Genomic DNA, 12895 nt, shown 5'->3' with positions numbered 1-12895 from the left:
GTGCAGTTCAGGCGGGGCGACGGCATCTAGCGTGGCTGCGGGGCAGCAACGTTTATTCTGTTCGCGATGTGTTGGAGGTTCTGCCACGTTTTCGCGCTGAGGCTGATGAGATGTTCCTTCTCCAAGTCTGAGCGTGTCGGAGCGTTTTCCCCCGGTACTCTCAGGTCAGCCGCTCCGTCTTCCAGCTCGGTGTCCTTCACATAGGCGATAAATTCTTCGACCTGGGCTGTGTAGTCATCAAGATTTCGAAGCTTGCGCACATCGATCACAATGATCAAGGTTCCCTGGGCTTCGGCGCTGTCGCGTTCCGAGACCGTATCAGATCCGGAAAGGGCTCCGCCCAGGGCCTCGACGATGAGTGAAAGCCCGAAGCCTTTGAATCCGCCAAAAGGTTTCAGGTTGCCGCCGTGGCCGACCCATTGATCTGAGACGCTCGCTCCACGGTCCCGTTCATCGTGCAGCCGGCCGGAGGCGACGGCGCTCGTGGCGAAGTCGATGACCAGATGCGGTGCCTGGGCACGCGGAACCCCGGCGGCAATCGGATTGGTCGACAGCCGCGGTTGCACCGCACCCGGAGGCAACACGGATTGGAGCGAACCGTTGTTGTTGCCAAAAATGAGGCTGACCATTCCCGCATCGGCGGCCTGCTCGCAGAAGGGGGCGAACCGTCCGGCGAAGTCGCTGTTGCGCACCGTCACCGCGCTGATGCCGTGCAGCGAGGCTCGTTCGACGGCCAGCGTGGTGGCATCCCGCAGGGCAAAATGCCCGCAGGTTTTGTTGCCGTTCAGTGCGAGCAACGCACCGGAGTCCTTTTCGATAGTTGCCCGAGCACCTGGGTTCGTCTGGCCGTTGACAGCGCGTGAAAGATACTCGGGCAGGCGACGCAAACCATGCGACGGATGCCCGGCAATCTCCGACGCCACCAGGTGGTAGGCCATGTATTCGGCGTCATCCTGGCTAGCTCCAACCGCTTGCATGCTGGAAACCACAAAGTTGTGCAGGTCTGAAGAGCTGAAATCTGTCTGATCAAAAATTTTGTTCATATCGTATCCATCGTTAGGCGTCGGTCGAGACTTAGGGCCGTCTGACTGATCATTGCACGCTGGGATCGTCTACGATCCTTTGGCAGCTGTTTGACTGCCAGACCGGACAGCATTCACCTCCGCCAGTGCAACAGCTGCTAGAGCTGCGCGCCGGCTGAATCAGCGCACGTAGTCTGCGCCGGTGATATCAATGGTCGCGCCGGTGATATGGCGGGAACGACCGCTGGCAAGGAACACCGCCAGCTCGGCAACTTCACTGGCCGGGGTCATTTCCCCCAAGGGCAGGGCGGTAATGGATGGGTCCTGGGGGTCCAGGTGCGCAGCCAATTCGGTGCCAACCCACCCCGGGGAGATCGCGTAGGCCAGAATTCCCTCCCTGGCATAACCTCGCGCGATTCCCTTGGTCAGGGATTGCAGGCCTCCCTTGGCCGCACCGTAGGCCAAATGTTGGGCGTCATCTCCGCGATGCGCGGAACGGCTGGTGACGTTGATAATCGAACCGCCGCCGTGCTCGCGGAAGTGCACAATTGCCTCGCGGCACAGGTCTGCCGGCGCCCTGAGGTTCAACTCCAGGTTCTTTTCCCATCCTTCAGCCCAGGAGACGGGATCGGCCACCGGGGACTCCAGCCACGCGCCGGCGTTATTGATCAGGACATCAACCCGTCCCACCGACTCCAGGGCGGCGGCGAAAAAATCGCGCCGGGCAACAGCGTCCTGCATGTCGGCGGCCAGTGCGGTGACCCCGCCTGCGAATTCCTCAGTCAACGCCCTGACAGCGTTGGTGCTGCGCCCGGCGTGGGCCACAATCCGCGCGCCCTCACGATGCGCCGCACGGACCATTTCCAGGCCGATGCCTCGTGAAGCACCGGTGATCACCAGGTTCTTGCCCTCAAGCAATCCAGCCATTCAGGCCACCGCCTGAGCGCCGGTGATCTCCACAACGCTGCCGCACAGGTACGGTGCCTCATCGCTGGCGAGGAAGGCAACCAGCGCCGCAATCTCAGGGGGACGCCCCACCCGGCCGAAGGGCACCAGCGCATCAAGTTCCTTAACGGTGCGCCCGGTGCGTTCAAGATTGGCTTCAACCATGGGGGTCAGGACTTCACCTGGCGCAATCGCATTCACGCGGATTTTATCTGGAGCGTAGTCGCGGGCCAGGTTTTTGGTAAAGGAAACCACCGCCGCCTTGGTGACGTTGTAAGCCAGATGCCCCGGCGCCGGGCTGATTCCCCACTGGCTGGCCGTGTTCACGATCGACCCGCCACCCTGCGCCTGCATCAGCGGTACCACCAGCTTGGACAGCCGGTAGAGGGCGTCCAGATTAACCGCAAAGGACAGATCCCAGTCCTGGTCGCTGATCTCCAGTAGTGCACCGCGCCGGTTGATGCCGGCGTTATTCACCAATACATCGATGCGCCCATGGGCGGCAACTACCTGCTGCACGGCGTGAGCGCACGCGGCGGGATCGGTGAGGTCAAAAATGCTGGTGTCGGCCTTGAAACCGGCGTCACGTAATTCGTGGGCGAGCGCAGCGGCGCCGTCTTGGGCGGTGTCAGCGATGACCACGGTTGCCCCCTCGGCCGCAAGTCGCGCGCAAATCGCCGCACCGATACCTCCGGCGCCACCGGTGACCAGCGCGATCTTATTCTCGAATCGCTTGGCACCGAAGGTGTTGATGTTGTGGATGACCATGATGCAAAAAACCTTTCAAAAGAAGCGTGGTGGTTGCAGGACTTGAGCAAAGGGTGGCCCGCGGCAGGTGATGAGGCGCTGCCGCGGGCCCGGATCAGCCAGAGACGTTAGTCAATGCTGAAGATGGTGCGGTGCCAACCTTTGTGCTGTTCGCCGGTGAGGTCGAACATCACGTGCTTGACCACCGTGTATTCATCCAGGGAGTAGCTGGACATGTCCTTGCCGAAACCCGACTGCTTCATCCCTCCATGGGGCATTTCGGAAATGATCGGGATATGGTCGTTGACCCAGACGCACCCCGAACGGATCTCGCGGGTGGCGCGGTTGGCCCGGTACACGTTGGTGGTCCAGGCGCTGGCGGCCAAACCGTACGGGGTGTCGTTGGCCAGCGCGATCGCCTCGTCATCGGTATCGAAGACGGTGACCGCCAGGACCGGGCCGAAGACTTCCTCGCGGAAAATCTCGCTATCCGGGGTTGCATCGGCCACCAGGGTAGGCCGGTAGTAGCTGCCGTTGGCGAACTGTTCCCCTTCGGGGATGCCGCCGCCGAACACCCGGGCGTAACCGCGGGCCCGTTCAACCATTTCGGCGACCTTCTCCCGGTGGGCCAGGGAGACCAGCGGGCCCATATCGGTGCCCGGGTCGGCGGTATCCCCGAGTTTGACCTTCGAGTAGAGCTCGGCGACCCCCTGGACAAACTGCTCGTAGACGCTGCGGTGCACAATCGCCCGAGTCGCGGCGGTGCAGTCCTGCCCGGCGTTGATCAGTGAACCGGCTACCGCGCCGTGGATGGCGGCTTCAAGATCGGCGTCGTCGAAAACCACAAAGGGGGCCTTGCCTCCAAGCTCCAGGTGGACTCGTTTGGCGGTGGTGGCCGCCGCCTCCAGCACGGTGCGGCCGATCGAGGTGGATCCGGTGAAGGAGAGCATCGCAACATCCGGGTGGCGCAGCAGGTAGGAACCGACGGTGGAACCTTTGCCCACCACGACGTTGAAAACACCGTCTGGAAGCCCCGCCTCGGCCGCAACCTGTGCGAACAGGGTGGTGGTCAGCGGCGTGATCTCCGCGGGTTTCAACACGATGGTGTTCCCGGCGGCAATGGCCGGCAGGACCTTCCAGGCGGCCATCTGCAATGGGTAATTCCATGGAGAGATGGAGCCGATCACCCCAATGGCTTCGCGGCGGATCGAGGAGGTGTGGTCTGCCGAGTACTCCCCGCTGGCCTTGCCCTCCAGGTTGCGGGCCGCACCGGAGAAAAAGTCGACGTTGTCGATGGTGCCCGGCACGTCGAATTCGCGGGTCAGCCGGATCGGTTTGCCGGCCTGGGCCGATTCAAGCTGCGCGAATTCCTCGGCACGCTCTTCAAGCAGCCGGGCGAATTTCGCCAGCACGGCCGAACGCTCACCGGGGGTGGTGGCGGACCACTGGACGAACGCGGCCTTGGCCGCGGCGACCGCGCGGTCCACGTCATCCGTGCTGGCAAGCTGCAGCCGGACGATCACCTCACCGGTGGCGGGGTTGATCACGTCGGTGAACTGGCCGCTGGTTCCCTCGGCGCTGCGGCCGTTGATGAATTGGCTGGCCGCCAGCGTAGGTAGTGCCGTTGCGCTCATGGTCTGCTCCTTCGTCTCTCTTACGTGGTTTCCTGGGCTTGCGGGGCCCAGATGTCTGACAGGGTGTAGCCCTGCGGGAATATGTCTGCGGGATGCGCGCTCCATTGCGCGCGGCCGGTAATCCACGCGCGTCCCGTGATGGTCGGACGCACCGCCTGGTAGCCGGGAACCTGTTCGGTGCCGATCAGCCGTCCGGTGAATTTGGAACCGATAATGCTGTGGTGATCAAAATTTTTGTTCAACTCAAGCTGCCCCCGGGCATACAGGGCGGCCATCCGGGCGCTGGTGCCGGTTCCGCATGGTGAACGGTCAAGCACTCCCACCCAGCTGGAAGGATCGTTCGGGTCGAGCACCGAGTTGGAGAGCACCACGGTGTTGCGATTGACCTTGCCCGGGGCCGGAGGCCCGGAGTGCAGCATCACCAATGCGATCTCATTGATGTCCGGGTAGAGCGGGTGGACTACCTCTAACTGTTCACGCGCGGCCATCTTGATCATGACCCCCAGCCTGGCCAGTGCCTTGCCATTGTTCGGATCCAGTTCTAGGCCCAGCTGGGCCAGGTCCATTTGGGCGAAGAACTGCCCGCCGAACACCACGTCTACGGCGATCTGGCCGAACTCGGGAAGCACCAGCGGCGCATCGATCTGGACGGCGAAAGAGGGAACGTTGATGACTGTCACCGAAGCGACCTTCCCGTCGGGGCGGATGGCCGCTTCGGCCTTGACCACCCCGACGGCGGTATCGATCACCACGGTGGTTCGTTCCCCGCGCGGGGTGATCAGCGAGCCCTCAATGGCCGCGGTGACCGCGCAGATGGTGTTGGAGCCGGACATCGGGGTAAACCCTCCCTGCTCCAGGACGATGATTCCGAAGTCGCTGCCGTCATTCACCGGCGGCAGCAGCAACACGGCGCACAGCGCCGGGTAGCCGCGCGGTTCATGCAGCAACAGGTAACGCAGCCAGTCCAGGTTTTCCCGGCAGTAGGCCAGGCGTTCCTCCATGCTTTCGCCCTTGACCAGTTCGGCGGCGTTGAGCACGATCCGTCCGGGTTCGCCTTCGGCATGAACTTCTATGGTGTCGAAATATTCCATGATTATGCTGTTACAGGCAAAACCCCGGCCTTGGCAAGGATCTGCGCAAAACGGGACTTTTCTTCGGCAGAAATTTCACGCAGCGGGGCGCGCACCGGACCTGCCGGGTGGCCGATCAGCTCCAAACCGGCCTTCAGCCCGGCCGGGTAGGGGACGGATTCCAAGAAGTCGGAAATTTCCCACAGGATCTTCCACTGCTCGCGGGCCTTGGCCAGGTCCTTCTCCACGGCCAGCGTCTGCCAGAACTCGGCGGCAAGCCCGGGGACCACACCTGCCGCACCCCAGACCGAGGCCTGCGCGCCGAGCGAAATGCCCAGGAAGGTCAGGGTATCCCAGCCGTTGAATGCCTTGATCTTATCGGTGTGCTTGACCAGCAGCTCGGTCAGGCCCACGGCATCGTCGGAGGTGTTTTTCAGGTAGTCGAGGCCCTCGATTTCACCGAGCTCGGCGATCTGTTCGGCGCTCAACTGGATGCCGGTGGCACCGGGCACGTTGTAGTAGACGATGGAGAGGTTGATGGAGGCGGCGACGTCCGCGAGGAAGGCCTTCAGGTTCTCGAAGGTCATCGGGTCGTAGAACGGCGGGACAAGCATGATGGCGTCGGCGCCCACCCGTTCCGCGTGCTGCGCCAGCTCGATGGCTTTGGCATTGGTCATCGCGCCGATGCCTGCCACGACCGGGATGCGTCCGGCCGCCGCTTGCACATAGAGCTCGATGACACGCCGGTACTCGTCGTCGCTGAGCGAGAGGAACTCTCCGGATGTTCCGGTGGGAACGATGCCGTGGATTCCCCCGGCGATCAGGCGTTCTACCTGGCCACGCAGGTTCTGCTCGTCAATCGCGGAGCCGTCGGCGGTGAAAGGGGTGGTGACTGCGGCCAGCACGCCGGTTAATTCCTTGGTGATACGGTTCGACATTTTAGTGTTCCTCACGGGTGTAGGTGTCTGGTGTGTTTAGTGGGACCGGGCGAAACGCGCCGGGTCGAAAATGTTCAGCTTCGGTTGGCGTGTACCGGTGCGGATCAGCTGCGTCATCGCCTCGGCGCTCGCCGGGGCCAGGGTGACCCCGAGCATTCCGTGTCCGGTGGAGACATAGCCGTTCTCCAGCTTGGGCAGCTTGCCCATGATCGGCATTCCGTCCGGGGTCATGGGGCGCATTCCGGCCTTGGCCTCGACCTTGCCTTTCGGGACGGTGAAGCCGCGCAGGTATTTGCCAGGGGCCCGGAGGATTGCATCCACCCGGACCTGGTTGATGTCCTCATCCAGGCCGCCGAATTCCATGGTTCCGGCGATCCGCAAACGGGATTCGAAGGGGGTGATTGCCACCTTTGCATCCCAGAGGTTGGTGGCTGAGCGCAGCGGCAACGGGTCGACCTCCACCGAGTAGCCCTTGCCCGGACGCACCGGCAGGGCGGTGCCGAAGAGCTTGGAGAGTTTCCCGGTCCAGGCGCCGGCCGCCAGGACGTAGTGATCCGCGCTCAGGGTGCGGCCGCCGGCGGTGATCGAGTGGATCTTTTCACCCGAATGGGAGACCGCCTGCAGCGGAGCATTCTCCAGGATCTGCACACCCAGCTCGATCAGCTTGGTATGCAGCGCCCGGCACAGCGCACCGGGATCCACGTGGCGTTCTTTCGGGTAGTAGATGCCCCCGCGGATCACATCCGAGAGCAGCGGTTCGTGGTTTCGCACGTCGTCGCCGAGCAAGACCTGGGGGTCCAGCCCGTAGGAGGCCGGCAAATCCAGGTTGCCCACGTGGTGTTCCAGGATCTCCTGCTGGGTGAACGCCATCAGCAGGCCCGCCGAATGCATTTCGAAGTCGATTCCCTCAGCCTGGTACTCGTCGAAGATCTCCACGGTGTCCTGGGCCAACCTCAGGTGCCCGTCGAAACCTGCGCGTTGAGCCGAGCGGTTGGATTTGCCCCACATCCCGAGCATGAATTTCACGAATTCGGGGTCCAGCGAGGGGCGGATATACAGCGGTGAATCCGGTCGCAGCATCCACTTCATGGACTGGAGCACCACACCGGGTCCGGGGACCGGGGCGGCCTCTGCCGGCACAATCCATCCGGCGTTGACTTCACTGGCGCCCAAACCGGTAGCCCTTGAATCAACCAGGGTGACCTGTTCTCCTTCGCGGGCCAGGTGGTAGGCCTGCGTCAGGCCGATCACTCCGCCGCCGATGACTATGGTGTGCACTGGAGTTTTCCTTTCTTCTACGGTGCAATGGGCTAGAAACGCACTGCGTCAACGAACTTTTTCAGGTCCTGGTTATCGGTGTGGTTGAAAGCTTCATCGGGGGTGGTGTTGACGGCGATTTCTCCTTCGTGGAAAAAGACCAGCCGGTCAGCGGCTTTGGAGGCGAAGGCCATGTCGTGGGTGACCAGGGCGATGGCGATTCCTTCTTCCTCTTTCAACCGGCGAAGTACGTCGAGTACTTCGGCGGCTACCGGAGGGTCAAGGGCGCTGGTGATCTCGTCGCACAACAGCATCTTGGGTTGCATCATCAACGCCCGGGCGATGGCCACACGCTGGCGTTCGCCGCCGGAGAGCTGAATCGGCTTGGAACGCAGGTGCCGGGCCATTCCCACTTCAGCGAGTGCAACTTCGGCGCGTTCCATGGCTTCGGCGGCCGACAGTCCCAGGCGTTTGCGCGGGGCGAGGACCAGGTTGTTCAGCACATCCATGTGCGGCCACAGGGTGTAGCTCTGGAAGATCATCCCCACATGGGAATTAACCTTGTTCCATTGGGGCGTGCGTTTTCCTTCTTCAAAAACACGCTGCCCGTCGAAGTCGATGGTTCCCTCATCGGGTTCGGTCAGGCCGGCCAAGGCCCGCAGCAGGGTTGATTTTCCGGAGCCCGACTTGCCGATGATGACCGTGATGTCTCCGGCGTGCATGTCGAAGTCGACGTTTCGCATGACCTGGATGGGTCCGAAACTTTTCTGCAATCCGCGGGCCGAAGCAAGTACTTCGCCAACTTTTGCGGAGATGTTGTGTTGCAAACTTGTCTCACTCATTGTGCCCCCACCGCCTTTCCGGCTACTGCCGTCTTGGGGCGCAACAGCTTCTTTTGGCCGGTGCTGCCCTTTTTGTTTCCTTCAATCATGTTGCGTTCAACCTTGCTCAGGATCAGCGAGGCGGGGAACGCGATGATGAAGTACATCAGTGCCGCCGTGGAGAGGATTTCCAGTGCTCGGTACGATTCGGAGGCGATCTTGTTTGCGGTGAACATCAGGTCTGCGACGGCGATGGTGGAAACCAGCGCGGTGTCTTTGAAGATCGAAATATTCAAGGACATGATCACCGGCATCTGCTGCCGTAGTGCTTGCGGAATGATGATGTAGCGGATTTGCTGGACCCGGTTCAGCCGGAGCATCTTGCCGGCTTCCACCTGCTCCTCGGGAACAGCTTGGAATCCCGAGCGGTAGGCTTCAGCCATGAATGCGGTCAGGTTCGCGGTCAGTGCAATTACCGCGGACACCATACCCGGGATGGTGATGCCGGTCAGTGTCGGCAGTGCGTAGTACATCCAGAACAGCTGCACCAGCAGCGGGGTGCACCGGAAAATCTCAATGTATAACTGGGCAATCCAACGCACCACCTCGATCTGCGACATACGCATGAGTGCTACCGGTACCGCCAGCACCATCGACAGCACAATCACAATCAGCGTGATCTGTACGGTGAGACCCAAACCTTCCAGCAATCTTGGGAAATTGGATGTCACCACGTTCCAGTCAAAGTTGTAGTCCATGATTTTCTCCTAGCCCCGTTGCCGGACTATTTCATTTCCAAATCGCCGAGGGTCTCCGGGGTGATCACGCCTGCCTCGTCGAAGGCCGTGCGCAGGGTCCCGTCATTTTGCGCCGATTGGATCGCGATGTTCAGGATCTGCAGTGAGCGGGCGTCGATGTTCTCGTTGACGCCGTAGTTCGAGTCCTGGACAAAAATTTCCGGATTCGGCATGACGATCTTCAAGGAGCTGTCTTGCTGGGCCGCGTTTGCCAGTGTTGGCAGGTCGGCGAATACCGCATCCGCGCGTCCGGCCTTCATGGCGGTTACCGCCTGGGGCACGCTTTCCGACCCAATGACCTCTACATCCATGGCGGTGATCACCGGCTCGTAGGATGTGCCGGTAGCCAGGGTGACCTTGCCTGCCTTCACGATGTCGTCGGTGCTTTTGAAGCCAGAGTCCGAGCGAACCAACCAGGCGCCTTCGTAGCGGTAGACCGGAACGGTGAACTGGATGGCCAGAGATCGCTGGGACGTTGAATCGAGGTAGGCTGCGACGTCGAAACGGTCGGCCTGCAAACCTGCCACCATCTTGCTCCACTCGGCGGCCACCGGAACATACTTGACGCCGATTTCTTCGGCCAGCTTCTTCAGCGGGAGAACGTTGGGGCCACCCATGGTTCCGTCAGGCTGCTCTCCGGTCATCGGGGGAGCTGAAGCGATTCCCACCCGAAGTTCGCCACTTTCGCGGATCTTCTGGATCCAGGAACCTTCCGTGGCTGCGGATGCGCTGTTGGTGTTGCCTGCGCCGCCGCGCATGCCGGCGCCGAAGTAGCCGCCGACGAGTCCGACAACAACCACCAACAAGATGGAGAGTACAACTTTGCTTGTTTTTGTCATGATTTTTCCCTGGCGAATCTATGGGCCTTCAGGTTGTCCCGAGTGGGGCAACCTGCTTCGGCCTGCAGCTCAACTGGACCGCTGACCGTCTTGCAACAGATCAGTCCGACCAATCTTCTTTGATTGATTGTCAAACAATCTGACGTTAGATATGAGCATAGCCTGTGATTGGGGACACGTCTACGCCTTGCCTGAATTTTTCAAAAAAACTATCTGGCGCACGTGGATGACTAGGGAGAATCAAGAGAAAATGGCCGAAGTGCATTCGACCGATGGACTTTTGGCCCTATCTGGAAGACAAAAAAGGGGGTTGCAGCCAGAGCTGCAACCCCCTTATGAAAACCGGAAAACTATCCCAGCTTAAAAATTCTCCCGGTCTCAACACCTTCGATCGAACGTACATAGGCGCGTGCTACTTGCTCATCCGATACTCGTTCAAATCCCGGGAATGCCGAGTGATATCCTGGCGCGCTTTCGAGCACGCTGGGGCTCACCGCATTCAGGCGTTGCCCGCGTGGCAACTCCGTCGCGGCGGAGAGCACAAAAGATTCCAGTGCGCCGTTTGCCGCGGCTGCCGCCGTCCCGGTGCGAATTGCCTCGCGGGCCAGGATGCCTGAGGTGATGGTGAAGGAGCCGCCGTCTGGAAGGTGCTCTAAACCTTGCCGGACAAGCTCAATTTGCCCCATGGCCTTATCTGAAAACGCCGAAGTGAAGTCCGCGTAGGTCAACTCGTTCAGCGGCTTGAAGGCCGCTTTGCCGGTACAGGAGACGATCGCATCAATGGTGCCTACCTGCCGGTACATGTCTGTGATTGACGTAGGATCTGTGAGATCGACAGTGATTTTCGACGAGCGAGAAATGCCGATCACCTCATGCCGTTTGGCGAGCTCGCGGGTTACCACTGAGCCGATATGTCCAGTTGATCCGACCACTACTATGCGCATCTATTGGTTCTCCTTGGTAGTTAACAATTCGAGCAGCTCCTTCACGCTGTGCATGGTGTGTTCTTCCAGTGCGGCCTTGATTGCTTCGCGGTCCCCGGAGCGCAGTACACCCATCAACACCTCGTGGACGTGATACGCCCGCTCGGGATCTTGGCGAATGGCTTGGTCCTGGGCCAATGCGAGGGTCATATGCGCCCGTGTTACCGGCCAAAGTTTAAGCAGCATCGCGTTTTCCGAAGCGGCCCAGATGGACTCGTGGAAGGACAGGTGGCCGGCATGCTGCACGAAGGGGTCTGTATCAAAGGCCATTTGTTTGTACTGGCGCCAACCTTCTTCGACCACCTCCCAGCGTCTGCCGCTGGTGTCCGCCAAAATGCCGTCGATCGCCAGCATATCCAAGGCCATACGCGTGCGTGCCAAATCAATCAACGACGTATCGTCCATCGACGCAACCCGTAATCCGCGATAGGGCTCCTGGATGACAAGCCCCTCCTGGACGACCTGATTCAGTGCTTCGCGCACGGTCGGCCTGCTCACGTTGAGCCACTCGGCCATCTGAATCTCGGTCAGCTTTTCTCCGGGTTTTACATGCCCCAGGACTATTGACCTTCGAATCTCATTGGCCGCCGCGTCCCTTCGGGAGAGTGTTGCGACCGGCGCCAGGCCTCTTCCCGGGGCGCGTTTGCCGGGTGATGATTCAGTCATGGGACACCTATTTTCAGAATTGCAGATTGTCTGACAACACTATGCGATTTGCGGGAAACGCACAACCCTGTATTTTTGGGTGTTTTCTGGAACGGAGCCCAGAGGCGGGTGGATATCAAACCCCGCCGGAATGGCTCGCTTTCAAGCGTTCGGACTCGGAGCCGAAGAGTGGATCCGTGTTTGTCCCTGTGCGAGGTGATCGCACGGCGGACCCGGACTCCACGCACCGCATCGGGTGCATTCGCTACGTCCGAAGGTTGGAATTGGCTAATCCTGAAATCTCCCCAGAGAAGCGGAGGACGCGAGGGCTTCGAGAAGTTTTCATGTTCCGGGTGCAGGCCCGGGATTAAATTCGACAGATTAAATTCGACAGATTAAATTTGAAATTAAATTTGAAACCCCCACGAAGTGGGGGTTGCTTGCTGTTTGTTTGAACCTCGCCAAACAGAGCAATACCAGCCTCAGATCAGTAAGTACCTGCCGATCGGAAAAGCCGTCGAAAGGCTTGCAGTTACCTTTTCGGCACTGCACCGGTGGGATCAAGAGGACAAGCTCATCGCCGAACGGACCCCATGACGGTACGCAAATCCGGATGAACTGTCTCCACGCCTGAAACCAACCCAGACAACAGGTGAATACTTTTATCCCCAACCGGCACACATCAGAACCACCAACACCCTCAACGCCTTTATTGTCGGTACCAGCAGCTAACATCCGTACCAGAGACCGAGAAGAAGAATAAGAAGCTGACCGACGGTGCAACTCAGGCGGTGAACGATGCACAAAGCACATAAAATCCGGCTCGCCCCCACGAACAAGCAAGCCACCGGGCTTGCCAAAGCTTCCGGCACTGCTCGCTTCGCCTACAACTGGGCGCTAGCCCAATGGAACGAACAATACGAAGCAAGAAAACTCGACCCTTCCCTGCCAGCCCCGACGCAGTATGCGTTGCGTCGTGAACTGAACAGCATCAAACGAGCACAGTTCCCATGGATGCTCCAATCCACTAAATGCGCCCCACAAGAAGCAATCATCGCCCTAGGTGTGGCATTCAAGAACTTCTTCGCTGGCCGTGCCAAGTACCCGACCTTCAAGAAGAAGAACGTGAGCGCAGAATCATTCCGCCTGTCTTCGGGGCAGTTCCGTATCGAGGGCAAGCGTCTGCGCGTACCGAAT

At 60.3% G+C, this 12895-nt stretch carries 13 protein-coding genes; 1 reads left to right on the top strand and 12 read right to left on the bottom strand.

The features are described 5' to 3' along the window. Positions 1 to 26: 26 nt before the first annotated feature. The 12 genes from ACIOWL_RS20780 to ACIOWL_RS20725 all read right to left on the bottom strand — a co-directional run bounded on the left by ACIOWL_RS20780 (position 27) and on the right by ACIOWL_RS20725 (position 11719). Positions 27 to 1043 (bottom strand): Ldh family oxidoreductase, encoded by a 1017-nt coding sequence (locus ACIOWL_RS20780; RefSeq protein ID WP_400389771.1) that lies wholly within the window; start codon positions 1041 to 1043, stop codon positions 27 to 29. Positions 1044 to 1202: 159 nt separating this feature from the next. Continuing rightward, entirely contained in the window at positions 1203 to 1949 is a 747-nt protein-coding gene (locus ACIOWL_RS20775; protein WP_400389769.1) for an SDR family NAD(P)-dependent oxidoreductase, read from the bottom strand. Then, entirely contained in the window at positions 1950 to 2735 is a 786-nt protein-coding gene (locus ACIOWL_RS20770) for an SDR family NAD(P)-dependent oxidoreductase (protein WP_400389766.1), read from the bottom strand. It abuts the gene before it with no gap. Between the two features lie 107 nt (positions 2736 to 2842). After that, a complete protein-coding gene (locus ACIOWL_RS20765) occupies positions 2843 to 4348 on the bottom strand; it encodes a gamma-aminobutyraldehyde dehydrogenase (protein WP_400389763.1) in 1506 nt (501 codons plus the stop codon). A 20-nt stretch (positions 4349 to 4368) separates the two neighbouring features. Further along, positions 4369 to 5439, bottom strand: coding sequence for a proline racemase family protein (locus ACIOWL_RS20760; RefSeq protein ID WP_400389760.1), 1071 nt, complete (start codon positions 5437 to 5439; stop codon positions 4369 to 4371). A gap of 2 nt (positions 5440 to 5441) precedes the next feature. Beyond that, positions 5442 to 6356: a dihydrodipicolinate synthase family protein gene (locus ACIOWL_RS20755; protein ID WP_400389757.1), complete on the bottom strand. Its 915-nt coding sequence runs from the start codon at positions 6354 to 6356 to the stop codon at positions 5442 to 5444. Positions 6357 to 6392: 36 nt separating this feature from the next. Next, complete coding sequence (locus ACIOWL_RS20750) at positions 6393 to 7634, bottom strand: NAD(P)/FAD-dependent oxidoreductase (protein WP_400389754.1); 1242 nt, start codon at positions 7632 to 7634, stop codon at positions 6393 to 6395. 32 nt (positions 7635 to 7666) lie between these two features. Beyond that, entirely contained in the window at positions 7667 to 8455 is a 789-nt protein-coding gene (locus ACIOWL_RS20745; protein WP_400389751.1) for an amino acid ABC transporter ATP-binding protein, read from the bottom strand. Further along, positions 8452 to 9192: an amino acid ABC transporter permease gene (locus tag ACIOWL_RS20740; RefSeq protein ID WP_400389749.1), complete on the bottom strand. Its 741-nt coding sequence runs from the start codon at positions 9190 to 9192 to the stop codon at positions 8452 to 8454. The genes ACIOWL_RS20745 and ACIOWL_RS20740 overlap by 4 nt, the downstream gene beginning before the upstream one ends. A gap of 26 nt (positions 9193 to 9218) precedes the next feature. Further along, positions 9219 to 10070 (bottom strand): substrate-binding periplasmic protein, encoded by an 852-nt coding sequence (locus ACIOWL_RS20735; protein WP_400389746.1) that lies wholly within the window; start codon positions 10068 to 10070, stop codon positions 9219 to 9221. Positions 10071 to 10420: 350 nt separating this feature from the next. Further along, positions 10421 to 11014, bottom strand: coding sequence for a short chain dehydrogenase (locus tag ACIOWL_RS20730; RefSeq protein ID WP_400389744.1), 594 nt, complete (start codon positions 11012 to 11014; stop codon positions 10421 to 10423). Next, positions 11015 to 11719: a GntR family transcriptional regulator gene (locus ACIOWL_RS20725; RefSeq protein WP_400389741.1), complete on the bottom strand. Its 705-nt coding sequence runs from the start codon at positions 11717 to 11719 to the stop codon at positions 11015 to 11017. Positions 11720 to 12496: 777 nt separating this feature from the next. Between ACIOWL_RS20725 and ACIOWL_RS20720 the strand changes: the two genes are divergently transcribed. Beyond that, a partial coding sequence (locus ACIOWL_RS20720; protein ID WP_400389739.1) for a helix-turn-helix domain-containing protein occupies positions 12497 to 12895 on the top strand: 399 nt, incomplete at its 3' end.

This window comes from Glutamicibacter sp. NPDC087344, from assembly GCF_044744225.1.
In the GTDB taxonomy this organism is placed as follows: domain Bacteria; phylum Actinomycetota; class Actinomycetes; order Actinomycetales; family Micrococcaceae; genus Glutamicibacter.
Note: the sequence above shows the minus strand (reverse complement) of the source record. Positions and strands in the feature narration are given on the sequence as shown.